We start from the raw sequence: 23,701 nt of genomic DNA on the forward strand, positions 1-23,701 counted from the left end.
GCCGGGTGCAAGGCGGACGCCGAGCGTGGGGGCTGCCGAGGCTGCGGTCGGCGTGTCGCCTCGTCAGTTCCCACGCTCGACGTGGCTACACTTCCGACCGTTCGTCCTCGTCAACGGAACTGGCGCGCAAGGGATCCGCGGTCACCGGGACCAAGGGCACCGCCAATACCGGGAACAGTGCGCACACCGCGAACGCGGCCGGGAAGCCGAAGACTCCGATCAGCGCCCCGAATGCCGGTGGCACGATGCCCGCCGTCAACAATTGCGTGGTGTTCTGCACGCCCAACGCGCGTCCGCTCCAGAATGGCCCGGCGATTTCGGCGATTGCGGTAAAGGACAAGCCATTATCGGTGACCGTGACAACGGATGCCACCACCATGACGAATACCGCCACCGGCCAGTGCAAGTAATCGCACAGAGCCAACAGCCCCATCGTGGCACCCGCCAAGACGGCAATCACCCGGACCGGATGGAGCCGCGAACCCGTCAGATCGGACCACCGTCCGGCGCCGATTCGCCCTGCCGCGCCGCATAGTTGGGCGACCGTCACCATCGCGCCCGCCGCGCCGGCGGACCAGCCGTGTGCCGTCATCAGCCAGACCAATGAGAAAGTCCATACCAGGCACTGGGGGACCACCAGCAGCACCGACACCGCGTGGATGCGGGCCAGCACCGAGGACCCGCGATACGGGTTGGCCAGATCGGTTGCGGGGGCCGATGATCGGGGCGGCCGCGGCGGATCGATGACGCCGGCGGCGGTCACCACAGCCGCAACCAAACAGGCGATGGCGGGGAACAACAGCGCGGCGGAGACTCCCGAAGATTCGGCCAGTCGCGGAATTACCAAGGCGCCCAGTCCAACTCCCAGTGGTTGCGCCGTCTGCCGAATGCCCATGACCAGTCCACGCTGCTCCGGTGGGAACCAGCCGACGACCAGCCGGCCACTCGCGGAATTGGAGCTGGCGGCCGCCATGCCGCCCAGTAGCAGGAACGCTCCGACCGCCACCAACGAGTCGGCCCAGGCGGCCGCGAACGCCGCCAGTGAGGTCAGCAACGCCCCGGCCGTCAGCACGAATCGCTCACCGACGCGGTCGACGACCCAGCCCCAGGCGATGAGCGTCAGCACCATCCCGAAACTCGGCATGGCCGACACCAGCCCGGCGCGCGACAGGTCCAACCCGCGTTCGCCGTGCAGCGTCGGGATCAGGAAGGCCGCCCCGTTGATGAAGACGTTGGCACACATCGTCGAGCCGAGGGCGATCACGAGCATCGACCAGCGGCGGACGGCTGAGACGGAAGTGACCATGGGCTCATGGTGCCATCGCCATTCTCAAAATATGAATGAATATCTCACTATATGGAAACCGTTAAGTTCGACAACATGGCTCTGTGGGCGCACCTTTCCCGGTTGACGGCGGCTTTCGCGGCCGGCCTGATGGTGGTGGCGGTACCGATACCGGCGGCGTCGGCGGCCGCTCCGAATTGGTCAGGTTTGGACACCCGGGCATTCGCCGCGCCGGTGCCGCAGCCGGGCACGCTCATCACGGCGGTACCACTGGATCCGGTGTTGTCGGTCGCCGCCGCGGCGCGCGCCTATCGAATCCTGTATTCGACTACCGACCAACACAATTCACCTGCGGTGAGTACCGGGGTGGTGTTCATCCCCAAAGGACCGGCGCCACCGGGCGGCTGGCCCGTGCTTGCCTGGGCGCACGGCACCGTCGGCCTCGGTGATGACTGCACGCCCTCGGCTCAACCCCGTAGCCAGCGTGACAACGAATACCTGTCCCATTGGTTGGAGCAGGGATACGTGGTCGTCGGTTCCGACTACACCGGCCTCGGCACGCCGGGCCTGATGAGTTATCTCAACAGCGTCGCCACCGCGCACGCCATCATCGACTCGGTGATTGCCGCGCACCACCTGGACTTGCCGCTGTCACCGAAGTGGGCGTTGGTCGGCCAGTCCCAGGGCGGCGCCGCCGCGGTGGCGAGCGCCCGGTGGGCGACCGAATTCAGCCGGGGGACGGGCCTGGACTATCGCGGAGTGGTGGCCACCGGCACTCCGGCCAATATCGATGACGTGGTCATCACCGCAGGTCCCGACATGGTGCTACCGCCCGGCTTGGGGCCTATCGCGTCGGCCTACGCCGCCTACATTCTGGCGGGTTTCCGGGAAGCGCGGCCGGACCTCGCCGTCGACAGCGTGCTGACGCCGGCGGGACTGGCCGCTGCCGACAAAGCCGAGACACTGTGCACCGCGCCGCTGAGCGCGGCTCTCGATGGCTTGACTCCGCAACAGTTCTTCGCCGCTCCGCTCGCCTCGCTACCCGGCATGCGCGGCGCGCTGGCCGACTTCATGGGCACCCCGGTCGCTGGCTACGACCGGCCGATCTTCCTGGGCGTCGGCCTCAAGGACCGCGATGTGCCGCCGTCGTCGACGTTGAAGTTCGCCGACCAGCTCAAGGCCAACGGCCAGGATGTGGCGCTGCACGTCTACCCCGAAGACGACCACTCCAGCGCGGTGCTGACCTCGATGGCGGACTCCACTCCGTTCCTTCAAGCCCAGTTCGCGGGCTGACCAGCGGCCCTCACTAGGCTGGACGGATGCGTCTAGGTCGAATTGCCAGTCCAGACGGTGTCGCTTTCGTGGTGATCGAGGGTGACCCGAACTCCGATGCGGTCTGCAAAGAAATTGCCGAGCAGTACCTGTCCCGCAATCCAACTTTCACCGGACGCTCGTGGCCGCTGGCCGACGTCCGGCTGCTGGCGCCGATCCTGGCCAGCAAGGTGGTCTGTATGGGCAAGAACTACGCCGCGCACGCCCGCGAGATGGGCAGCGAACCGCCCGAGGATCCGGTGATCTTCCTCAAGCCCAACACCGCGATCATCGGGCCGAACATTCCGATCCAGTTGCCCGCCGATGCCAACCCGGTGCACCACGAGGGCGAGCTGGCGGTTGTCATCGAGCGCCCGTGCAAGGACGTCCCGGCGGCCAAGGCCAAAGACTTCATCCTCGGCTACACCATCGCGAACGACGTCTCCGCGCGTGATCAGCAGAAGAAGGACGGCCAGTGGATGCGGGCCAAGGGGCATGACACCTTCTGCCCGGTCGGCCCATGGATCGAGACCGCCGTCGACCCGGCCGATCTGGACATCCGCACCGAGGTCAATGGTGAGAAGCGTCAGGACAGCAACACCGCGCTACTGCTGCACGACGTCGGCGCCATCATCGAATGGGTCTCGGCGGTCATGACACTGCTGCCCGGCGACATCATCCTCACCGGAACTCCCGAGGGCGTCGGCCCGATCGAGGACGGCGACACCGTCAGCGTCACCGTCGAAGGAATCGGCACCCTCTCCAATCCTGTTGTACGTAAAGGGAAATAACGTGACCACACCTGTCAGGGTTCGCTTCTGCCCGTCACCGACCGGCACCCCACACGTCGGTCTGGTCCGCACCGCGCTCTTCAACTGGGCCTACGCGCGACACACGGGCGGCGACTTCGTCTTCCGGATCGAGGACACCGACGCCGCGCGCGACAGCGAGGAGAGCTATAACGCGATTCTGGACGCGCTGCGCTGGCTGGGCTTGAACTGGGATGAGGGGCCAGAGGTCGGTGGCCCCTATGAGCCCTACCGGCAGTCGCAGCGCAGCGACCTCTACCGCGACGTCATCGCGAAACTGCTTGCCGCGGGCGAGGTTTACGAGGCCTACTCGACGCCTGAGGAGGTCGAGGCGCGGCACATAGCGGCCGGCCGCAACCCGAAGCTGGGTTACGACAACTACGACCGTCACCTCACTGCTGAGCAAAAGGCCGCCTTCGAGGCGTTGGGGCGAAAGCCGGTGCTGCGCCTGCGGATGCCCGACGAGGACATCACCTGGGTGGATCTGGTGCGCGGCGAGACGACCTTTGCCGCCGGCGTGGTTCCGGACTACGCGATCACCCGCGCGAGCGGAGATTCGTTGTACACCTTGGTCAATCCGGTCGACGACGCGCTGATGAAGATCACCCACGTGCTTCGCGGCGAGGATCTGCTGCCATCGACGCCACGGCAGATCGCGCTGTACCAGGCGCTGATCCGGATCGGTGTCGCTGACGCGGTGCCCCAATTCGCGCACCTGCCAAGTGTTCTCGGCGACGGCAACAAAAAGCTGTCCAAGCGCGATCCGCAGTCGAACCTGTTCCTGCACCGCGATCGTGGCTTCATTCCGGAAGGCCTGCTGAACTACCTGGCGCTGCTGGGCTGGGGTATCGCCGACGACAACGACATCTTCGGCCTCGATGAGATGGTGGCCGCCTTCGATGTGGTCAACGTCAACTCGAACCCGGCACGTTTCGACCAGAAGAAGGCCGACGCCATCAACGCCGAGCACATCCGCCGGCTGGCACCGGAAGACTTCGCGAGACGACTCGACGTCTTCCTGAAACAGCACGGCCACGACACCACGTTGGACGACAAGGGTTTCGCCGCGGCGGCCGAACTGATCCAGACGCGCATCGTCGTGCTCGGCGACGCGTGGGACCTCGTGAAGTTCTTCAACGACGACGCCTACGTGATCGACGAGAAGTCGGCTGCCAAGGAACTGCGGCCGGAGGCTGCAGGGGTCCTGGACGCCACGCTGAGCGCCTTGGCGGCCGTCACGGACTGGAACACCGTCAATATCGAGGCCGCGCTCAAGGCGGCGCTGCTCGACGGTCTGGAACTCAAGCCGCGCAAGGCGTTCGGTCCCATCCGGGTGGCGGTCACCGGAGCGGCGATCAGCCCGCCCCTGTTCGAGTCGATGGAACTGCTTGGCCGTGACCGCAGTCTGGCGCGGTTGCGGGCGGCCCGAAATGGGCTGTGAGCGGGCGATTTATTTCGGCGCCAACTATTTGGTAGTCTGCTCGTCGGCCCGGAAAGCAAAAGCGGCGAACATCCGCTGAGCGGTTCGGTCCGAAGATGCCTGTGACCTGCGGTGATGGGCATCAAATGGGGTATGGTGTAATTGGCAACACTAGGGATTCTGATTCCCTCATTCTAGGTTCGAGTCCTGGTACCCCAGCTGCCGGAGCGATTAGGTCAGTCAGCGCGACTGGGCTAAGCTATCGCTCCGGAAGTTCTAGCCCCCGTCGTCTAGCGGCCTAGGACGCCGCCCTCTCACGGCGGTAGCGTGGGTTCGAATCCCATCGGGGGTACGTACGAACGCCGGACCTGACAACAGGTCCGGCGTTTTGTCTTCCCCGGGGTATTACTTGCCGCCGGCCAGGAATCCGATGTCCCGCCGTCCGCGGCCCACCGAAGGCTCCGGATCCGCGCCGAGGGTGCCATGGAGCAGTTCGTGATAAACGTCACGGAAGTCGACGGTCGTCTTCAGGTCGCCGTCGGTGAGGTCGGTCAGGCTTGGCGCGTCTCCGTAGAAGCCACCCCTGACGGGCGTGCCTGCGATGAACACCGGGCCCGACGTGCCGTGGTCGGTGCCCTGCGAGGCATTCGCGGCCACGCGCCGCCCGAATTCGGAGTACATCAGGACGACGACGTTGCGGCCGTAGGGCGTGCCCTGGAGTTTGTGGAAGAAGGGCGTCAGGGCATCGTCGAGGGTCTTGAGCAACGCCTGCTGAGGGGCGCGCTCATCGGCGTGGGTATCGAAGCCCAGCAGTTGCGTCATGTACACCTGCGTGGGCACGCCGGCCCGGATGCAGCGGGCCACCAGTTCGAGGTCGCTGGCCAACTGGTTGTCGGCCTGGCCGATGGTCTGCAGGCGGCCGTTGATCACCGGGGCGAAGCGGCTGTTGGTGGAGTGACTGGACCGGTAGGACTCGCACACCTGGCTCATGGCGGTGGTGTCGTTCGGGTCGTCGGCGCTGAGCTCGGCCAACGTCCGTGCGACGTCGGGCGGGATGGCCGGCACGAAGTCGGAAAGCGATGCCGCGACGTGCTTTTGGCCGACGGCCAGCGGCGGCAGCACGGTGCCGATGTTCACGGCCCGGATCGGGTCGTCACCGCTGGTGTCCAGCCAGCGGCCGATCCAGCCGCTGGTGACCGCGTCGACGGGATTGGCCGTCTGCCAGATGTCCATGGAGCGGAAGTGGCTGCGGTCCGGCTTCGGGTAGCCGACCCCGCGCACGATCGCGAGCTTGTTGGACTGCCATAGCTTCGACATCCCGGTCAATGCGGGATTGAGCCCGAATGCCGGGTCGAGCCGCAGCACTTCCTCCGGCTTGTAGGCGAGTTCGGGCCGGGCATCGTGATAGGCGTTGTCCGCGTATGGGATAACGGTGTTGAGGCCGTCATTGCCGCCGTAGAGGGTGACGATCACGAGGATGCCCTGATTGGCCTGCAGTGGGCGGTCCTGGGCTTCGTGGAGCAGATCAGGCAGCGTGACGGCGGCGACGCCGCCGAGCAGACCGGCCGCGCCGACCCCGGCGCTGGCGATCAAGAACTTGCGGCGATTGAGCTCGGGCATGGGAGCTGTGCGACCTCCTCAGGACGTCACGTACTCGGGAGTGATGACGGCCGCTGCCACCAGCCGGTGTGGATCGGAGGCCAAGGGTTTGAGTGCGGCCGCCGAGCGATCCGACCAGGCGCCGATGCCGAACAGGTAACCCACGCCGTCGATCCGTTCACTGGATGACATCTTCTCGACCGCGCTGATATCGCTGAGGGCCAGCAGCCGGTTCGCGGCCCAGACTCGCGCTGCCGCACTGTTGGTCGACAGCCAGAGCTGCCCGCGGGGCCAGCCGCCGACGTCCGGCGGGTAGAACGGGCGCTGGCCCATCACGCGGAGCACCTGGTCGAGGTCGGCGAGCACGTGGTCGTCGTCGAGAGGGACCGCGAGCGAACGGACGATGCCCATCAGCCATTCCACCGGCGTGTTGACCACTGTGCCGGCGGCCTTGGTGAATTCGGGATCGAGCACCACCGCTTTGGTGAGTGCCTTGAGATCCCGGTTCGGGCCGTAGGCGGCGACCAGGCGGGTCACGGTGTCGGGGGCGGCCGGTTGGTCTGAAGCCAGTAGGCGCCACAGGGTTCTGGCGACGAAAGCGGCGGAGCTGGGCTGGCGCAGCACGATGTCGCAGAAGTCGGTGTCGGTGAGGTTGCCCGTCACGCCGAGCACGGTCTTGCTCGACTCGTCGTGGTGTTCGGGGTAGACGACGGTGCTGCCGTCGGGCCGCAGGTGTCGTCCGGTGAGTGCTTTGGCGCCTTCCTTGACGTCGAACTCGGTGTAGCCGTTGGCATGCCCCATGGTGAAGAGCTCCATGAACTCCCGGGACAGGTTCTCGTTCGGCGCCGCGGCGGTGTTGACGTCACCGTCCAGCCAGTGCAGCATGGCCCCGTCCGTGAGCAAGGCGTACGCCAGGGTGTGGAAGTCACCGAGCGCCAGGGTGCGGAGTTTCTCGTTCTGCTCGCCCATCAGCTGAGCCGCGTTGACCTTCTCTGCGGAAGTGGCAAAGTGGTTGTGCCACAACAGGGTCAGCTTCTCGTGGATGGGCTGTTGCACTGCGGCCATGCGGCGCAACCACCAGCCGGACAGCACCTGCATGCGCGCCACGAGTTCCTGGCCGAAGGCGGCGATCTCGGTGGCCGACGCACCTGACGGCGGATACTGCGGGATGGCGGATTTCGGCATCGGGGTCGCGATCGCGCCGGGGTCGGCGTTCGGATCGAGGTTCAGCACGGTGTCCAGGTAGGTCGACCAGTTCTGATTGACCACAGCGTCCACCTGGGCTCCGGTGGTTCCGAAGCCCGTGCGACGCAGCATCCGTGCGGTTGCCAGCCACTGTGGTGGCTGCGACACGATGAAACCTACTTTCCTGCAGGGGGCGACCCGACTCCGCGGGGTCCCTTAAGAACTTAGGTGATCAGTGCCGTCGTCGCCGCCGTATGCAGCGGATTCAAAGGTTTGCTGGGCTGGGTCACAGCCGGCGGGTGAGCGCTTCGGCCGCAGCCAGTAGATCGCTCGCCCAGCGGACACCGGGGCGGCGGCCCATCCGGTCGATCGGCCCGGACACCGACACCGCCGCGATCACCGCGCCGCGGTTGTCCCGCACCGGTGCCGAGACGCTGGCGACGCCGGGTTCGCGCTCGGCCGCGCTCTGTGCCCAGCCGCGCCGGCGGACCTCGGCGAGCACGCGATCGGTGAACTTCGCCGTCGGTAGCACCGCCTGCTGGGTGGCCGGATCGCTGTACGCCAGCAGTACTTTGGCGCCGGACCCGGCGGTCATGGGCAGCCGGCTGCCCACGGGCACCGTGTCGCGTAGGCCGGACGGCGGTTCGAGCGCCATGACGCACACCCGCGCCAGCCCTTCCCTGCGGTACAGCTGCACGCTCTCGCCGGTGATCTCGCGCAGTCGGGGGAGCACCGCGCCTGCCGCACTGAGCAGTGGGTCGTTGACCTGCCCCGCCAGTTCGGTCAGGGCCGGGCCCAGCCGCCATCGTCCTTCGTTGTCGCGGGCCAGAAGCCGGTGGACCTCGAGGCCTGCTGCCAGCCGGTGTGCGGTGGCCCGGGGCAGCCCGGTGCGGGCGCACAGTTCGGCCAGTCCACATGGGGACTCGGCCACTGAATGCAGCACGCCCACCGCTTTGTCGAGGACGCCGATGCCGCTATCCTGTCTCACAGGGAGATACTAGCGTTCCGCATCGTGAGACGGTAGGTCAGCCTCCCCGGGTATCGCGGAAGGAACTGCACAGTCATGACGAACAAGCCACGCACCATGGCGGAGAAGGTCTGGACGGACCATGTGGTGGTCGCGGGCGCCGGCGAAGGCGCTGCCCGCGAACCCGATCTCATCTATATAGATCTGCATCTGGTGCACGAGGTGACCAGCCCGCAGGCATTCGACGGCCTGCGTCTGGCCGGTCGGCCCGTGCACCGCCCGGACCTCACCATCGCCACCGAGGATCACAACGTCCCGACCGTCGACATCGACAAGCCGATCGCGGATCCCGTGTCGCGCACTCAGGTTGAGACGCTGCGGCGCAACTGTGCGGAATTCGGCATCCGCCTGCATTCGATGGGTGACGCGCAGCAGGGCATTGTGCACATCATCGGCCCGCAGCTGGGTCTGACCCAGCCCGGCATGACGGTCGTGTGTGGTGACAGCCACACGTCGACGCACGGCGCCTTCGGTGCCATCGCCATGGGCATCGGCACGTCCGAGGTCGAGCATGTGCTGGCCACCCAGACGCTGCCGCTCAAGCCATTCAAGACCATGGCGGTCAACGTCGATGGCGTCCTGCCGCCGGGAGTCAGCGCCAAGGACATCATCCTGGCGGTGATCGCCAAGATCGGCACCGGCGGCGGTCAGGGCCATGTCATCGAATACCGCGGCAGCGCCATCGAATCGCTGTCGATGGAAGGCCGGATGACGATCTGCAACATGAGCATCGAAGCCGGCGCCCGTGCCGGCATGGTGGCTCCCGACGAGACGACGTTCGAGTTCCTCAAGGGCCGGCCGCACGCGCCGAAGGGCGCGGATTGGGACGCGGCTGTGGAAGCCTGGACGGCGTTACGTACTGACGAGGGTGCCGAATTCGACACCGAGGTCCACATCGACGCGGCGACTTTGAGCCCGTTCGTCACCTGGGGCACCAACCCCGGACAGGGCGTGCCGCTGTCCGCGAATGTTCCGGATCCAGAACAGATGTTCGATGAGAGCGAGCGATCGGCCGCCGAAAAAGCCTTGGCCTACATGGACCTTCAGGCCAATATGCCGATGCGGGACATCGCGGTGGACACGGTGTTCGTCGGTTCCTGCACCAACGGGCGGATCGAGGATCTGCGCGTGGTGGCCGATGTACTGCGTGGTCGCAAGATCGCCGACGGAGTGCGGATGCTGGTGGTGCCCGGGTCGATGGCAGTGCGTGCACAGGCCGAATCAGAGGGCCTGGGTGAGGTTTTCACCGCCGCGGGCGCGCAGTGGCGGCAGGCCGGCTGCTCGATGTGTCTGGGCATGAACCCGGATCAGCTGGCTCCGGGCGAGCGCAGCGCGTCCACGTCGAACCGGAATTTCGAAGGCCGTCAAGGCAAGGGCGGTCGCACCCACCTGGTGTCACCCGCCGTCGCCGCCGCCACCGCGGTGCGCGGCACCCTGTCCTCACCCGCTGACTTGAGCCCAGTTCTGAGCTAGGAGCACATCATCATGGAAGCTTTCCGCACCCACACCGGAATCGGCGTTCCGCTGCGCCGGTCGAACGTCGACACCGACCAGATCATCCCCGCGGTGTACCTGAAGCGGGTCACCCGAACGGGTTTCGAGGACGGACTGTTCGCCGGGTGGCGCACCGATCCGTCGTTCATCCTCAACCTCCCGCCGTTCGACCGGGGCTCGGTTCTGGTCGCCGGTCCCGACTTCGGCACCGGCTCCTCACGCGAGCATGCGGTGTGGGCGTTGATGGACTACGGATTCCGGGTCGTCATCTCGTCGCGTTTCGCAGATATTTTTCGCGGCAATTCAGGAAAGGCCGGATTACTCGCCGCGGAGGTCGCGCAGGACGATGTCGAGCTGCTCTGGAAGCTCATCGAGCAGAACCCGGGGCTGGAAATCACTGTGAATCTTCAAGATCGGAATTTGACCGCGGGAACGGTCGTGCTGCCCTTCAAGATTGACGATTACACCGCGTGGCGGTTGCTCGAAGGACTTGATGATATAGGCCTTACGCTGCGGAAACGCGACGAAATCGAGGCATACGAGCAGCGTCGACCGAGCTACAAACCCCGCACCCTGCCGGCCTGAACGAGCTGCTCCGCGGGTGCCGTCCGACGGCCCGCGGAGCAGTTTCGGCACTCGGGCGCAGCTCGAATCCCTGCCCCCGCAGCAGGTTCGAAATACCTGTCAACCACCTCTCAAGTGGGCCAACCGGATTGCCGAAATCCGCTATAGCTATGCCCGAAACTGGGCGTGGCTCTTGGAAATCGGCGGGTACTGGGTTTACCGTGTGCATTAGTCGGTCCACCCAGGGCCACTGACATCGGAGGTTTTGGATGAACAAAGCAGAACTCATCGATGCCCTGACAGAGAAGTTGGGCACCGATCGTCGTCAGGCCACCGCGGCCGTCGAGCACATCGTGGACACCATCGTCCGCGCCGTGCACAAGGGCGAGAGCGTCACCATCACGGGCTTCGGCGTCTTCGAGCAGCGTCGCCGCGCTGCCCGCGTCGCGCGCAACCCGCGCACCGGTGAGACCGTCAAGGTGAAGCCGACGTCGGTTCCGGCGTTCCGCCCGGGCGCGCAGTTCAAGGCTGTTGTGTCTGGTGCGCAGCGTCTTTCGGCTGAAGGTCCCGCGGTGAAGCGCGGCGCGACCGCAGCTCCGGCCAAGCGTGGTGCCGCCAAGAAGGCTGCCCCCGCGAAGAAGGCCGCTCCGGCCAAGAAGGCCGCCGCCACCAAGGCTCCGGCCAAGAAGGCCGCGGCACCGGCCAAGAAGGCCGCTCCCGCGAAGAAGGTCGCTCCGGCCAAGAAGGCCGCCGCCACCAAGGCTCCGGCCAAGAAGGCTGCGGCTCCGGCCAAGAAGGCTGCGGCTCCGGCCAAGAAGGCTGCGCCCGCCAAGAAGGCTGCGGCTCCGGCCAAGAAGGCTGCGCCCGCCAAGAAGGCTGCGCCCGCCAAGAAGGCTGCTCCGGCTAAGAAGGCTGCGCCCGCCAAGAAGGGTCGCCGCTAAGCCCTACCGATAGGTCCGACTCGGACACGCCGTGGATCCTGCGATCCACGGCGTGTCTGTGTGTGGGGTGGGGCCGCCTGAACGGGCTGGCCGCTAGAGTTTTGTCGGTAATGGGCTGCCGATGTGGTCCGCGGCGATCAGTGCGTCACCGTGCAGCGTCATCACCCACATGCTGCCCTTGCGATTACGCGATTTGTCCGGCCGGATACCACTGCGGTCGCACCACCACGAAATCAGGCCCGGGATCACCTTGCCCTGCGTACAGATGACGGGGACTGTTTCGTCGTTGCTTTTCGCGGCAATCTTCAGCACCCGTTTCCGTGCCGCATCGGCGTCGGCCGCATAGGCCTCTTCAGTGAGCGTCGGCTCGTCCCGGATCTGGACACCGAGCTCCTGTGCCAGCGGTTCCATGGTCTGGTGGCACCGGGTCCGCGATGCCGCGTAGATGTCACTGGCGCCGAAGGCGAGCAGTTGGCCGACAAGCGATTCCGCTTGTGCCCGGCCCTTCATGTCGAGCGGTCGCAGCTGATCGTCACCCTTGTACCGGGCCTTGCGCCCCGCGGTGGCGTGCCGCACGATCAGCACCGTGTGGGTGTCGGCAGGTCGACGGATGAAGCGCCGCAGTACCTTTCGATCATGCGGGTACTGCAGCCGGAGCATGGCGTCGGCAACCGGTAGCCAATCGAGCTTGTCCACCTCGGCGTTGGGGCTGAACCCACCACCGGTCGTGCGCGCCGCCCAGTAGCGGACCTTCTTGGTGCCGTACTCCAGGGGATAGCTGACGGACGCCAGCCGCCGGCCCAGTACCGACTCATAGCCGGTCTCCTCCAGGATTTCGCGCACGGCGGTAACCGGTTCGGTCTCACCGGGATCCACTTTGCCCTTGGGGAGTGACCAGTCGTCGTAACGCGGGCGGTGGACGACGGCGATCAGCGGATCTCCGGATTCGCCGGGGCGCCACAACACCGCCCCGGCCGCGAACACCGGCGTCTCGGGGGTGTCGTGCGCCGTCTTGTTCGGCACCTGTGCTCCTGGGTGTGGTTGTCGGGATCAGGTTTTCGCGGTGCGCGACGTGCCGGGCGAAACTAGGGTGTCCGGTGCCGCTCCATGATCGACACTTGGTGATCCCGCACCTTCTCGCCTTCCCGTGGCAACGCCGTCCAGTGCCCGTCGGGACCCAGCTCCCAGCAGCGGGTGGCCGGATCCATCGTCGAATCGAACATCCCGTTCAGTTCCTCGGTGAGCCTCGGATCCTTCACCTGTGCCATCACCTCGACGCGACGGTCGAGATTACGATGCATCATGTCGGCGCTGCCGATCCAGAATTCATTGATGGCGTTGAAGTGAATAATCCGTGAATGCTCAAGGAAGCGGCCGAGAATCGAGCGCACCACGATGTTCTCGGAGAACCCCGCGACACCCGGACGCAGCGCGCAGATGCCGCGCACGACCACCTCGACGCGGACGCCGGCCTGCGACGCCCGGTACAGCGCGTCGATGACCTGTTCGTCGACCAGAGCGTTCATCTTCATCCGGATGCGGCCGTCGCCGCCGGCCCGTTTGGCTTCGATTTCGCGCTCGATGCGCTCGATGATGCCGCGCCTCACGCTGTGCGGGGCGACCAGCAGGTTGCGGTAGGACACCTTGCGCGAGTACCCGGTCAGCGAGTTGAACAGGTCGGTGAGGTCGGCGCCGATCTCGGGTGCGGCGGTGAGTAGGCCCACATCTTCGTACAGGCGCGCGGTTTTCGGGTTGTAGTTGCCGGTGCCGATGTGGCAGTAACGTCGGATGGTCGAGCCCTCACGTCGCACCACCAGCGCCGTCTTGCAGTGCGTCTTGAGCCCGATGAGCCCGTACACCACATGCACGCCCGCCTGCTCCAGCGCACGGGCCCACTTGATGTTGGCCTGCTCGTCGAACCGGGCCTTGATCTCGACCAGCGCCACCACCTGCTTGCCGGCCTCGGCGGCGTCGATCAGCGCGTTGACGATCGGGGAATCACCGGAGGTCCGGTACAGCGTCTGCTTGATGGCCAGCACATTCGGATCGGCGGCGGCCTGCTCGATGAAGCGTTGCACCGTGGTGGAGAACGAGTCGTACGGGTGGTGCACCAGGACGTCGCCGTCTCGCAGCGTCGCGAAGATGCTCTTCGGGGTTTCCCGCTCGCCGAACGCCGGGGGAGTGCTCGGCACGAACGGCCGGTCCTTCAGATCTGGCCGGTCGACGCCGTAGACCTGCCACAACGACGAAAGGTCCAGCAGCCCGGGAACTTCGATGACGTCGCCCGGGTGCACGTCCAGCTCGCGAAGGAGCAGGTCGAGCATGTTCTCGGTCATGTCGGTGGCGACTTCGAGACGCACCGGGGAGCCGAACCGGCGGCGCGCCAGTTCGCGTTCCAGTGCCTGCAGCAGGTCCTCGTCGCGGTCCTCTTCGACTTCGAAGTCGGCGTTGCGGGTGATCCGGAATGCGTGATGCTCGACGATCTCCAGCCCCGGGAACAGCACCGGCAGGAACGCGGAGATGAGTTCCTCCATGGGCAGGAACCGCACCCGCGGTTTGACGCCGTCGGCCGTCGCGCCGGGCTCGTGCAACTCCACGAACCGATCGACGTTGTCCGGCACCTTGATTCGGGCGAAGTGCTGGGTGCCGTCCTCGGGATTGCGCACCGTGATGGCGAGGTTGATGCTCAGGCCGCTGACGAACGGGAACGGGTGCGCCGGGTCAACGGCCAGCGGTGTCAGCACCGGGAACACCTGATCGTGGAAATACGTGGACAGCTTGGACTGCTCGCTCTCGTCGAGCTCGCTCCAGTTCACGATGGTGATGCCCTGCTCGGCCAGCGCCGGACGGACCGATTCACCGAACACCGCGGCCTGCCGGGACGAGATCTGCTGGGTGCGTTCACCGATCCGACGCAACTGCTCGCGCGGGGACAACCCGTCCGCCGACCGCACCGAAAGGCCGGTCTCGTCACGGCGCTTCAGCCCGGCGACCCGAACCATGTAGAACTCATCGAGATTCGACGCGAAGATCGCCAGAAACTTGGCCTGCTCCAACAGCGGCAGCGACCGGTCGGCAGCGAGCGCCAACACCCGGGCGTTGAAGTCCAGCCAGCTCAGCTCACGGTTGAGGTAGCGGTCATCGGGTAGCGCGCCGTCAGTCGGATCCGCGGTGGCCGCGGGCAGCGGCTCCGGCTCGGAGTCGACAGCCGCCCGCGCAGGCGGGCCGTTGACTGAGGTCAGCTCGGGCTGCATCGATCGGGTGTCGGCTTCGCTCACCCAGACGATCATTCCCTATCGGCAGGGTGCGGGCCACATGGTTGGTGATCCTGGACCGTCAGACCGGGCGTCTGCCCTCACCGCAGGGCGCCGACGATCCGGGTCGTCGCGGGACCCACGCCGAGCCCGCGCGCCGTCTCCAGATCGTCCGGGGTGTCGATGTCGCAGCGCAGTCCCGGCCATTCGCCCGACAGTTCCACCGCACCCGAATCGGCATGGCGCCGTGCGGAATCGACACCGAACTCCGGGCCGAGCGGGGCGCCGAAGGCGAACAGTGCCGCAGTGCCGGTGCGGTGCCGGTCAGCGATGAAACTGCGGGCATGCCGACTGGCCCCGGCGATGGCGTCGGCCAGTTCCGCCGTGCGCAGCGCGGGCAGGTCGCCCTGCAATACCGCGATGTTCGTCACCCGGTCCCGCAAAGCCAGCTCCGTGGCGGCGAGCGCGTTGTTCAGCGGATCGGGGTGGCCGGCCGGCGTGGGGTCCAGCAGGACATCGGCGCCGAGCTCGCGTACCGCGGCGGCGGCGTCCGCATCCGGGGTGACGACGGTCACGGAACCCACGGCCGGCACCGCCAATGCGGCGGTGATGGTGTCGAGGAGCATCGCCAGGACCACCCGCTCGCGCAGATCGCCGACGAAAACCGGGGCCAGTCGGGTCTTCGCCGCGGCCAGCCTTTTCACCGCGATGATCAACCCGATATCGGCGGCACCGCCGGCCGTCTCCGCACTCGGGTCGCCGCTCATGACCGCCATACTGCCAAAGCCCCGGCGGGGCTAGTGTTGACGCCGTGGTGGAGGCAGCGGTGATGGGTGCCGGCGCGTGGGGGACGGCACTGGCGAAAGTCCTGGCGGATGCGGGCAGCAATGTGAGGCTGTGGGCGCGCAGCGCCGAGGTGGCACGCGAGATCAACGAGACCCACCGGAACTCGAAATATCTCGGTGACCGGGAGCTCCCGGCGTCCATCAAGGCAACCGCGGACCCCGCCGAGGCGCTGACGGGTGCGTGCACCGTGCTGTTGGCGGTGCCGTCCCAGACACTGCGCACCAACCTGAGTGACTGGACCGGATATCTCGGTGCCGACAGCACGTTGGTCAGCGTGGCCAAGGGCATCGAACTCGACAGCCTGTTGCGCATGAGCCAGGTCATCGTCCAGGTGACGGGCGCCGATCCGAGCCGGGTCGCCGTGCTCAGCGGGCCCAACCTGGCCAGCGAAGTGGTCGACGAGCAGCCCGCCGCCACCCTCATCGCGTGCACCGATTCGGGACGTGCGGTGGCCTTGCAGCGCGCGTTCGCGACCGGCTACTTCCGGCCCTACACCAACGCCGACGTGATCGGCGCCGAGATCGGCGGCGCCTGCAAGAACGTCATCGCGCTGGCCTGCGGGATGGCGGCGGGTGCCGGGTTCGGTGAGAACACCGCGGCCGCGATCATCACCCGCGGCCTGGCCGAGATCATGCGATTGGGAATTGCCCTCGGCGCCAAGGGGGTAACGCTGGCCGGGCTGGCCGGCGTCGGCGATCTGGTCGCCACCTGCACGTCGCCACAGTCCCGGAACCGGACGTTCGGTGAGCGTCTGGCTCGCGGCGGCACCATCGAGTCGGCGCTGGCCGCGGCCGGCGGCAAGGTCGCCGAGGGCGTCACGTCCTGCCAGTCGGTGCTGGCGCTGGCCGAGAGCTACGATGTCGAGATGCCGCTGACCGACGCGGTGAACCGGGTGTGCCACAAGGGGTTATCGGTGGACCAGGCGTTCGCGCTGTTGCTCGGCCGCAGCACCAAGCCGGAGTGACCGGTGGACGGCCAGCTCGGCGATTCCACCCGTAGCGTCAAAGCGACTGCATCGCAACGGGTTCCGGGACAGCCGGTGGCGCCGCCACCGGTTCCGGTGGCGGCCTATCACCTGTCCGACGACGAATCCGACGGTCTGGACTTCTACGGCCGCAACTCCAATCCAGCCTGGCGCCAACTGGAATCGGCCCTGGCGGAACTGGAAGGCGCCATCGCGGCGCTGACATTCTCGTCGGGGATGGCCGCCGTTTCGTCCGCGCTGCGGGTGCTGGCGACCCCCGGGACCACCCTGGTGGTCCCCGCCGACGGCTATTACCAGGTACGTAGGTACGCGGCCGAGCATCTCGCCGGCCGCGGCGTCACCGTCGTCGAGGCGAGCGCGGCGGACATCTGTGACGTAGCCGAGCACATCTCGCAAGCCGACGTCGTGGTCGCCGAATCTCCGGTCAACCCGACGTTGGACGTCGTCGACCTGCACCGGTTGTCGACGATCTGCCGGTCCCGCGGCGCGACCCTGGTGGTGGACAACACCGCCGCGACCCCGCTCGGTCAGCAGCCACTGTCGCTCGGCGCCGATCTGGTGGTGGCCAGCGCGACCAAGGGGTTGTCCGGGCACAGCGATCTGCTGGCGGGCTACGTCGCCGGATGCCATCGGGAATTGATGGCCGCCATCGAGCGCGAGCGGCTGCTGTCCGGCGCGATTCTCGGGCACTTCGAGGCCTGGCTGGCCCTGCGCAGCCTGGGCACCGCCGGTCTGCGATTCGAGCGGCAGTGCGGCAACGCCCTCGCGCTCGCCATGGCGCTCGATGCCCATCCCGCCGTCCGGGCCGTCCGCTATCCCGGGCTGCCGACCGACCCCGCACACGCGGTGGCCCGGGATCAGATGAGGCGTTTCGGCGGTCTGGTCTCGATCGAGCTCGCGGACGCCGCCGCCGTGCACGACCTGGTCAACCGCAGTCAGCTGCTGGTCGCCGCCACCAGTTTCGGTGGCATCCACACCTCGGTCGACCGGCGCGCACGCTGGGGCGACGCGGTGCCGCCGGGGTTCGCGCGGATATCGCTCGGCATCGAGGACGCCGACGACCTCCTGGCCGACATCACGGGTGCGCTCGGGTAGTCAAGCGCACCCGCGATGGTGACCGCCGCGACACCGGAGTGCCGATCGACGTTGGTGAGGGCTAGCCTCTCTAGGTTGTGACTGCCCCTCATTCCTCAGGAGCCGCCGGCCGTACCCGGGTCGCCGTCGTTTACGGCGGACGCAGTTCGGAGCACGCCATCTCCTGTGTTTCGGCCGGAAGCATCCTGCGCAACCTGGATCCGGCCCGCTACGAGGTCGTCGCCATCGGTATCACCCCGGAAGGGTCGTGGGTGCTCGGCGACGGGCGTCCGGAGACTCTCGCCATCACCGACGGGCAGCTGCCCGGCGTCACCACCGCGTCCGGCACCGCGCTGACGCTGGCCGCCGATCCGAACCGCCGCGGCGAACTGCTGTCGCTGCAGGACGGTGTCGCGCAGGTCCTGACGGCCGTCGACGTCGTCTTCCCGGTCCTGCATGGCCCGTACGGCGAGGACGGCACCATCCAGGGTCTGCTGGAACTGGCCGGCGTGCCGTATGTCGGTGCGGGTGTGCTGGCCAGCGCGGCCGGGATGGACAAGGAATTCACCAAGAAACTGTTGGCTGCCGACGGTCTGCCGATCGGCGACCAGGTGGTGCTGCGGCCGCGCGATGTGACGCTGAGCCTGGACGACCGTGAGCGCCTGGGTCTGCCGGTGTTCGTCAAGCCGGCTCGCGGTGGATCGTCGATCGGCGTGAGCCGGGTCGCTTCGTGGGACGAGCTGGATCAGGCCATCGCCTATGCGCGCCAACATGATCCGAAGGTGATCGTCGAAGCCGCGATGCCGGGCCGGGAGGTGGAATGCGGGGTGCTGGAGTACCCCGACGGCCGCGTCGTGGCCAGCGAGCTGGGCGAGATTCGTGTGGGTGGCGGGTTCTATGACTTCGCCACCAAGTACCTCGAGGACGCCGCCGAGCTGGACGTGCCGGCCAAGGTCGATGACGAAACCGCCGACGAGATAAGACAATTGGCCATTCGTGCGTTCAAGGCGCTGGACTGCCAGGGCCTGGCCCGGGTCGACTTCTTCCTGACCGAGAACGGGCCGGTGATCAACGAGATCAACACCATGCCCGGCTTCACCACCATCTCGATGTACCCGCAGATGTGGGCCGCCAGCGGTGTCGACTACGCCACCTTGCTGAGCGTCATGGTGGATACGGCGGTCGGACGGGGGACCGGCCTGCGCTAGCGGGCCGGCGCCGGGTCCAGCGGGCGGGCCGGCATCACCTTCTCGATGAGCTCGGAGACGGTCTGGATCGGCGTCGGACCGGAACCCTGCGGCAGCGTCAGCGCCACGTAAGTCGCCTGCGTGCCGTGGTCGACGGCGTACCAGGTGCTGGCGCTCGGGCCGCTGGCTTCGAACCACGACACCGCGTTCACCATCTGCAGGGGTGCGCCGACCACGAAACCGTCGGGACGCTCGACACCGCAGCGCAGCACGACGGTGTCGATACCGGTCGGTCCCAGCCAGGCGGCGGCACCCGTAGGGGCCGGGACGGCGAGTGTCGCCCGCCGGAAGTCGCCCATGGTGTCCGGCAGCGCCGCCAGTAGTGCGCGGCACTGCTCGCTGTCGGCCTGCGGCGCCGGGGCGTCGGCCAGCGGGAGGGCAACTGGCTTGTCGGCCGGCGCCTGACGCAGCGCCGCGTACGCGAGCAACCCGATGATCGCCGCGACCGCCACCACGATGGCCGCGATGATGGCGCCGCGGGGCGGGCCATCCAGATCATCGAGGTCACCAGGTTCGGTCATGACGGCAACTCTAGAGCGCCGGTCGCCCCGACAGGCCGACGGCGGTCGGCCTGCATCATCGCCTTGCCGCATTCTCCCCCGCAAGCGGGAGGTACCCCCACAACGCGGCTCGTGCCTCGCCGCTTGATCGTCGTGCGGCCTAGACTCCACCACCATGAGCAGCGCCGAATCCGGGGAGACCCTGGCGGAGCTCGGCGAGTTCGCGGTGATCGGGCGCTTGACCGCCCGCCGTACCCAGCCCGCCGAGGTCGTCGTCGGTCCAGGTGACGACGCCGCGCTCGTATCCGTGCCCGACGGCCGGGCCGTGGTGTCCACCGACATGCTGGTGGAGGGTCGCCATTTTCGCCGGGACTGGTCCACGCCGCATGACGTGGGGCGCAAGGCGATTGCGCAGAATGCCGCGGATATCGAGGCCATGGGCGGACGGGCGTATGCGTTCGTCGTCGGCTTCGGGGCGCCGGTCGACACCACGGCCGCGGACGCGCAGCAGCTATCGGACGGAATGTGGTCCGAGGTAACGAGATTCGGCGCCGGCATCGTCGGCGGCGACCTGGTTGCGGCGCCGCAGTGGGTGATCTCGGTGACCGTGCTCGGGGATCTGGGCGGCCGTCCGCCGATACTGCTGTCCGGCGCGCAACCGGGGGACACCGTCGCGGTGGTCGGTGACCTGGGTTGGTCCGGTGCTGGATATGCCCTGTGGCACACAGGTATCCATGAATTCGACGAGCTGCGCCGACGACATCTGGTGCCGCGCGTGCGGTACGGGCAGGGGGCGGCTGCTGCAGCCGCGGGCGCGACGTCGCTGACGGACGTGTCCGACGGATTGGTCGCCGACCTCGGCCACATCGCGGCGGCCTCCGGCGTGGCCGTCGACCTGTCGACGGCGGCGCTCGAGGCCGACGTGGCGACGCTGACGCCGGCGGCCGCGATGGTCGGCGGCGACGCCCGCTCCTGGGTGCTCGGCGGCGGCGAGGACCACGTGCTGGTCGGCACCTTCGGTGGCGCACTGCCGGACGGGTGGCGGGCCATCGGGACCGTCCTGCCCGGTGCGCCGCGGGTGACCCTCGACGGCGCGTCGTGGGATGGAGTCGGCGGATGGGAATCGTTCGGTCAGTAGGGTGGCTACCCGTGAGATCTCAGGTGCCCGCATGACCGCCCGCCCGCTACCGGAACTGGTAGAGCCCGGCTGGGCCAGCGCGCTCGAACCGGTCGCCGAGCAGGTCGCCGCGATGGGTGAGTTTCTGCGCGCCGAGAACGCGGCCGGCCACGGCTACCTGCCGGCGGGGGAGAATGTGTTGCGCGCCTTTACCTTCCCGTTCGACGAGGTGCGGGTGCTGATCGTGGGGCAGGACCCCTATCCGACCCCGGGACACGCCGTCGGGCTGAGCTTCTCGGTGGCTCCCGAGGTTCGTCCGTTGCCGCGCAGCCTGTCCAACATCTTCACCGAGTACACCGCCGACCTCGGCTACGAGCCACCCGGTTGCGGTGACCTGAGCCCGTGGTCGAAGCAGGGCGTCATGATGTTGAACAGGGTGCTGACGGTGCGGCCGGGCAATCCGGCGTCGCACCGTGGAAAAGGCTGGGAGGCCGTCACCGAGTGCGCCATCAAGGCGCTGATCGCGCGGCCCCAGCCGCTCGTGGCGGTGCTGTGGGGGCGGGACGCGCAGACCCTCAAGCCCATGCTCACAGGCGAGCGGTGCGCGAGCATCGAGTCGGTGCACCCGTCGCCGTTGTCGGCGTCCCGCGGCTTCTTCGGGTCTCGTCCGTTCAGCCGGGCCAACGAGCTGCTGACGGGTCTCGGCGCGGACCCCATCGACTGGCGCCTGCCCTGATTCTTCTGCTTCGTGCGAACGTGCGTTGCTGTGCGCCGCCACGCCGATGTGGCGTGCACTCAGCGGCCGGTCGCGCGGGCCTCGAAGTCGGGCTGAAGACACACGAAAGCGCTGCGCGGGTTTCGCGCAGCGCTTAGGTGTACAGCTTCAGTTGTACGCGGAAGCAATCGGCCCCGGGGTAGCCGAAACTAGCCGCGGGTGACCTTGCCGGCCTTGATGCAGGAGGTGCAGGCGTTGACACGCTTGCGGTTGCCACCCGGACGGTCGGCGGCACGCACGGTCTGGATGTTCGGATCCCAGCGGCGGTTGGTCCGACGGTGGGAGTGCGAGACGGACATACCGAAGCCCGGTCCCTTTCCGCAGATGTCGCACACGGCGGCCATGAAGAACTCCTCGAAAATCAGTACTTGGGGTCTGAGTCCGACGGCCACAGACTTGCGCGGCGCGAACAGACAACCTGACCAGGATACCGGGCGTCCTGACGATCACCAAAATGGGTCTGGTGGCAGGGGTTCCATGGGAGTTGGTCAGCAGATTTGTCGGGGCCAGTGGCTAGGCTGACGGGCACCGAGGGGTACAGGGCGGGCGACTGGAGAGTCGGGGTGAACCCGGGTAGGCGCGATGGAGGTCACATGTCAGCTGACGTGGGTGGCACACCCCGTCCGCTGGATGGGATCGCGCTACGTGACTGGGCTCACACCGCGGTTCTGCATCTGATCGCCCACACCGATGAGATCAACCGGCTGAACGTCTACCCGGTCGCCGATTCCGACACCGGTACCAACATGTTGTTCACCATGCGCGCCGCCGCCGCACAGGCCGACGAGGCCGTGAAGGCGGCGGGCAACGACGTGGTGGCGGTGTCGGCCGCGGTATCGGCCGGGGCGTTACGCGGTGCCCGGGGTAATTCCGGGGTGATCCTGTCGCAGATTCTGCGGGGCATCGCAGACGTCACCGCTGAGGCCGCGCTGCAACGCGGCGAGGACAGGGAGTGTGGCGAGATCACCACGCCGGTCTTCACAGCGGCCCTCCATCATGCCCAGGTCCTCGCGGTCGCGTCGGTAGGGCAGACGGTGCCGGGGACCATCGTGTCGGTGCTGCAGGCAGCCGCATTGGAAGCCGAGAACCAGAACGGCGTGACCGACCTGGCGACCATGGTGGCCGCGGTCTCGGATGCCGCGGCGGTAGCGCTCGAGCGCACCCCCGATCAGCTCGACGTGTTGGCCGAAGCGGGTGTCGTGGATGCCGGCGGACGCGGGTTACTGGTCCTGCTCGACGCGCTGACCGCGACGCTGTCGGGTGCCTCGGCCCCGCGGCCCCAGTACCAGCCGGGTGCCGCGCACCCGCGCACGGACCACGACCACGGGCATCTTGAGATCAACGGCGCACCACCACAATTCGAGGTGATGTACCTGCTGGGTGACTGCCACCCGGACAGCGTCGAAGTGCTGCGCGCCCGGTTGCTGCGGCTGGGTGAATCAGTGGCCATCGCCGCCGCGATCGCGGGTATCCAGTACAGCGTGCACGTGCATGCCGACGATGCCGGCGCCGCGATCGAGGCCGCCCTCGACCTGGGCACTGTCAGCAGAATTCAGGTCACCGCGCTGATCGGGGCCGCCGGTGCCCGGCCGTCGGGCGGCTGGAGCCGGGACCGCGCCGTGCTGGCGATCGTCGACGGCGACGGTGCGGGGGAGTTGTTCGGCGGTGAAGGCGCGCACGTGCTGCGGCCGGACGGCGGGCCCGTCAGCGCACAGCAGTTCCTGGCCGGGCTGGTCGGCACCGGCGCCGCCCAGATCATGGTGCTGCCCAACGGTTTTCTCGCTGCCGAGGAGCTGGTGGCCGGCTGCGCCACGGCGATCAGCTGGGGCATGGACGTGGTGCCGGTACCGGCCGGGTCCATGGTGCAGGGATTGGCGGCGCTGGCCGTGCACGACCCCACGCGTCAGGCCGTCGACGACGGGTACACCATGGCACGCGCGGCGGCAGGTGCTCGGCACGGATCGGTGCGGATCGCCACCGAGGCGGCGTTGACCTGGGCCGGTAGATGTCGTCCCGGCGACGGTCTGGGCATCGCCGGTGACGAGGTACTGATCGTCGGCCACGATCTGGTGAGTGCGGCCAGCGGGCTGATCGACCTGTTGCTGTCCTCAGGCGGAGAATTGGTAACGGTCCTGACCGGCGCGGGGGTCGACGCCGAGGTGGGCGCCGCGCTGGCCGAACATGTGCGCCAGGAACATCTGGCTGCTGAGCTGGTGACCTATCACACCGGTCACCGTGGGGATGCGTTACTGATCGGGGTGGAGTAGC

General features: G+C 67.6%; 21 protein-coding genes and 2 tRNA genes. 14 read left to right on the forward strand and 9 right to left on the reverse strand.

Features of this window, described 5'->3' with window-relative positions; all coding sequences use genetic code 11:
• Positions 1-85: 85 nt before the first annotated feature.
• Entirely contained in the window at positions 86-1,306 is a 1,221-nt protein-coding gene (locus tag G6N59_RS26655; RefSeq protein WP_138229910.1) for an MFS transporter, read from the reverse strand.
• A 129-nt stretch (positions 1,307-1,435) separates the two neighbouring features.
• On the opposite strand from G6N59_RS26655, the gene G6N59_RS26660 reads away from it, so the two are divergent.
• From G6N59_RS26660 to G6N59_RS26680, 5 genes are all read left to right on the forward strand, one after another.
• Positions 1,436-2,578: an alpha/beta hydrolase family protein gene (locus G6N59_RS26660; RefSeq protein WP_163912145.1), complete on the forward strand. Its 1,143-nt coding sequence runs from the start codon at positions 1,436-1,438 to the stop codon at positions 2,576-2,578.
• 26 nt (positions 2,579-2,604) lie between these two features.
• Positions 2,605-3,387 carry a fumarylacetoacetate hydrolase family protein gene (locus tag G6N59_RS26665; RefSeq protein WP_138229911.1) on the forward strand — a complete coding sequence of 261 codons (783 nt, stop codon included), beginning with the start codon at positions 2,605-2,607 and terminating at the stop codon, positions 3,385-3,387.
• A gap of 1 nt (position 3,388) precedes the next feature.
• Positions 3,389-4,846, forward strand: a complete 1,458-nt coding sequence (gene gltX / locus G6N59_RS26670) for a glutamate--tRNA ligase (RefSeq protein WP_138229912.1) — start codon at positions 3,389-3,391, stop codon at positions 4,844-4,846.
• A 126-nt stretch (positions 4,847-4,972) separates the two neighbouring features.
• A tRNA-Gln gene (locus G6N59_RS26675) sits at positions 4,973-5,044 on the forward strand.
• Positions 5,045-5,104: 60 nt separating this feature from the next.
• Positions 5,105-5,177 (forward strand) — tRNA-Glu (locus tag G6N59_RS26680).
• Between the two features lie 53 nt (positions 5,178-5,230).
• Here the strand turns inward: G6N59_RS26680 and G6N59_RS26685 are convergent.
• From G6N59_RS26685 to G6N59_RS26695, 3 genes are all read right to left on the reverse strand, one after another.
• On the reverse strand, positions 5,231-6,445 hold the full coding sequence (locus G6N59_RS26685; protein WP_138229913.1) for a DUF1501 domain-containing protein: 1,215 nt from the start codon (positions 6,443-6,445) through the stop codon (positions 5,231-5,233).
• Between the two features lie 18 nt (positions 6,446-6,463).
• Positions 6,464-7,777, reverse strand: a complete 1,314-nt coding sequence (locus tag G6N59_RS26690; RefSeq protein WP_306789601.1) for a DUF1800 domain-containing protein — start codon at positions 7,775-7,777, stop codon at positions 6,464-6,466.
• A gap of 118 nt (positions 7,778-7,895) precedes the next feature.
• Positions 7,896-8,597 (reverse strand): IclR family transcriptional regulator, encoded by a 702-nt coding sequence (locus G6N59_RS26695; protein ID WP_138229914.1) that lies wholly within the window; start codon positions 8,595-8,597, stop codon positions 7,896-7,898.
• Positions 8,598-8,672: 75 nt separating this feature from the next.
• Here G6N59_RS26695 and leuC point away from each other — a divergent pair, with 75 nt between their 5' ends.
• The 3 genes from leuC to G6N59_RS26710 all read left to right on the forward strand — a co-directional run bounded on the left by leuC (position 8,673) and on the right by G6N59_RS26710 (position 11,635).
• Positions 8,673-10,109: a 3-isopropylmalate dehydratase large subunit gene (gene leuC, locus G6N59_RS26700; RefSeq protein ID WP_138229915.1), complete on the forward strand. Its 1,437-nt coding sequence runs from the start codon at positions 8,673-8,675 to the stop codon at positions 10,107-10,109.
• Between the two features lie 12 nt (positions 10,110-10,121).
• Positions 10,122-10,715, forward strand: a complete 594-nt coding sequence (gene leuD, locus G6N59_RS26705) for a 3-isopropylmalate dehydratase small subunit (RefSeq protein ID WP_138229916.1) — start codon at positions 10,122-10,124, stop codon at positions 10,713-10,715.
• Positions 10,716-10,963: 248 nt separating this feature from the next.
• Positions 10,964-11,635 (forward strand): HU family DNA-binding protein, encoded by a 672-nt coding sequence (locus G6N59_RS26710; protein ID WP_138229917.1) that lies wholly within the window; start codon positions 10,964-10,966, stop codon positions 11,633-11,635.
• A 93-nt stretch (positions 11,636-11,728) separates the two neighbouring features.
• Here G6N59_RS26710 and mutT1 read toward each other — a convergent pair whose 3' ends face one another.
• The 3 genes from mutT1 to cofC all read right to left on the reverse strand — a co-directional run bounded on the left by mutT1 (position 11,729) and on the right by cofC (position 15,656).
• Positions 11,729-12,658 carry an 8-oxo-(d)GTP phosphatase MutT1 gene (gene mutT1 / locus G6N59_RS26715; RefSeq protein ID WP_138229918.1) on the reverse strand — a complete coding sequence of 310 codons (930 nt, stop codon included), beginning with the start codon at positions 12,656-12,658 and terminating at the stop codon, positions 11,729-11,731.
• Positions 12,659-12,720: 62 nt separating this feature from the next.
• A complete protein-coding gene (locus G6N59_RS26720) occupies positions 12,721-14,913 on the reverse strand; it encodes an RNA degradosome polyphosphate kinase (RefSeq protein ID WP_407665787.1) in 2,193 nt (730 codons plus the stop codon).
• Positions 14,914-14,990: 77 nt separating this feature from the next.
• Complete coding sequence (cofC, locus tag G6N59_RS26725; protein WP_170212378.1) at positions 14,991-15,656, reverse strand: 2-phospho-L-lactate guanylyltransferase; 666 nt, start codon at positions 15,654-15,656, stop codon at positions 14,991-14,993.
• A 44-nt stretch (positions 15,657-15,700) separates the two neighbouring features.
• Between cofC and G6N59_RS26730 the strand changes: the two genes are divergently transcribed.
• From G6N59_RS26730 to G6N59_RS26740, 3 genes are all read left to right on the forward strand, one after another.
• On the forward strand, positions 15,701-16,699 hold the full coding sequence (locus G6N59_RS26730; protein ID WP_234884171.1) for an NAD(P)H-dependent glycerol-3-phosphate dehydrogenase: 999 nt from the start codon (positions 15,701-15,703) through the stop codon (positions 16,697-16,699).
• A gap of 3 nt (positions 16,700-16,702) precedes the next feature.
• Complete coding sequence (locus G6N59_RS26735) at positions 16,703-17,815, forward strand: cystathionine gamma-lyase (protein ID WP_138229921.1); 1,113 nt, start codon at positions 16,703-16,705, stop codon at positions 17,813-17,815.
• Between the two features lie 77 nt (positions 17,816-17,892).
• Entirely contained in the window at positions 17,893-19,002 is a 1,110-nt protein-coding gene (locus tag G6N59_RS26740) for a D-alanine--D-alanine ligase family protein (RefSeq protein ID WP_138229922.1), read from the forward strand.
• On the opposite strand, the gene G6N59_RS26745 is transcribed toward G6N59_RS26740, so the two are convergent.
• On the reverse strand, positions 18,999-19,562 hold the full coding sequence (locus tag G6N59_RS26745; RefSeq protein WP_138229923.1) for a DUF3515 domain-containing protein: 564 nt from the start codon (positions 19,560-19,562) through the stop codon (positions 18,999-19,001). The two genes, G6N59_RS26740 and G6N59_RS26745, sit on opposite strands and share 4 nt — an antisense overlap.
• A gap of 154 nt (positions 19,563-19,716) precedes the next feature.
• On the opposite strand from G6N59_RS26745, the gene G6N59_RS26750 reads away from it, so the two are divergent.
• Both G6N59_RS26750 and G6N59_RS26755 read left to right on the forward strand, forming a co-directional pair.
• A complete protein-coding gene (locus G6N59_RS26750; protein WP_138229924.1) occupies positions 19,717-20,679 on the forward strand; it encodes a thiamine-phosphate kinase in 963 nt (320 codons plus the stop codon).
• 31 nt (positions 20,680-20,710) lie between these two features.
• Positions 20,711-21,394, forward strand: coding sequence for a uracil-DNA glycosylase (locus tag G6N59_RS26755; protein ID WP_138229925.1), 684 nt, complete (start codon positions 20,711-20,713; stop codon positions 21,392-21,394).
• 188 nt (positions 21,395-21,582) lie between these two features.
• On the opposite strand, the gene rpmB is transcribed toward G6N59_RS26755, so the two are convergent.
• Positions 21,583-21,777: a 50S ribosomal protein L28 gene (gene rpmB, locus G6N59_RS26760; RefSeq protein WP_138229926.1), complete on the reverse strand. Its 195-nt coding sequence runs from the start codon at positions 21,775-21,777 to the stop codon at positions 21,583-21,585.
• 249 nt (positions 21,778-22,026) lie between these two features.
• Between rpmB and G6N59_RS26765 the strand changes: the two genes are divergently transcribed.
• On the forward strand, positions 22,027-23,700 hold the full coding sequence (locus G6N59_RS26765) for a fatty acid kinase ATP-binding subunit FakA (protein ID WP_138229927.1): 1,674 nt from the start codon (positions 22,027-22,029) through the stop codon (positions 23,698-23,700).
• The last annotated feature ends 1 nt before the right edge of the window (position 23,701 follow it).

The sequence above is a fragment of the Mycolicibacterium aubagnense genome (assembly GCF_010730955.1).
Taxonomy (GTDB): Bacteria; Actinomycetota; Actinomycetes; order Mycobacteriales; family Mycobacteriaceae; genus Mycobacterium; species Mycobacterium aubagnense.

What these genes read in the sequence shown, in the direction of transcription:
- G6N59_RS26655 (WP_138229910.1), bottom strand. Translation starts at nt 1,306, where the DNA reads ATGGTCACTTCCGTCTCAGCCGTCCGCCGCTGGTCGATGCTCGTGATC.
- G6N59_RS26660 (WP_163912145.1), top strand. Translation starts at nt 1,436, where the DNA reads ATGGTGGTGGCGGTACCGATACCGGCGGCGTCGGCGGCCGCTCCGAAT.
- G6N59_RS26665 (WP_138229911.1), top strand. Translation starts at nt 2,605, where the DNA reads ATGCGTCTAGGTCGAATTGCCAGTCCAGACGGTGTCGCTTTCGTGGTG.
- G6N59_RS26685 (WP_138229913.1), bottom strand. Translation starts at nt 6,445, where the DNA reads ATGCCCGAGCTCAATCGCCGCAAGTTCTTGATCGCCAGCGCCGGGGTC.
- leuC (WP_138229915.1), top strand. Translation starts at nt 8,673, where the DNA reads ATGACGAACAAGCCACGCACCATGGCGGAGAAGGTCTGGACGGACCAT.
- leuD (WP_138229916.1), top strand. Translation starts at nt 10,122, where the DNA reads ATGGAAGCTTTCCGCACCCACACCGGAATCGGCGTTCCGCTGCGCCGG.
- G6N59_RS26710 (WP_138229917.1), top strand. Translation starts at nt 10,964, where the DNA reads ATGAACAAAGCAGAACTCATCGATGCCCTGACAGAGAAGTTGGGCACC.
- cofC (WP_170212378.1), bottom strand. Translation starts at nt 15,656, where the DNA reads ATGAGCGGCGACCCGAGTGCGGAGACGGCCGGCGGTGCCGCCGATATC.
- G6N59_RS26745 (WP_138229923.1), bottom strand. Translation starts at nt 19,562, where the DNA reads ATGACCGAACCTGGTGACCTCGATGATCTGGATGGCCCGCCCCGCGGC.
- G6N59_RS26750 (WP_138229924.1), top strand. Translation starts at nt 19,717, where the DNA reads ATGAGCAGCGCCGAATCCGGGGAGACCCTGGCGGAGCTCGGCGAGTTC.
- G6N59_RS26755 (WP_138229925.1), top strand. Translation starts at nt 20,711, where the DNA reads ATGACCGCCCGCCCGCTACCGGAACTGGTAGAGCCCGGCTGGGCCAGC.
- rpmB (WP_138229926.1), bottom strand. Translation starts at nt 21,777, where the DNA reads ATGGCCGCCGTGTGCGACATCTGCGGAAAGGGACCGGGCTTCGGTATG.
- G6N59_RS26765 (WP_138229927.1), top strand. Translation starts at nt 22,027, where the DNA reads ATGTCAGCTGACGTGGGTGGCACACCCCGTCCGCTGGATGGGATCGCG.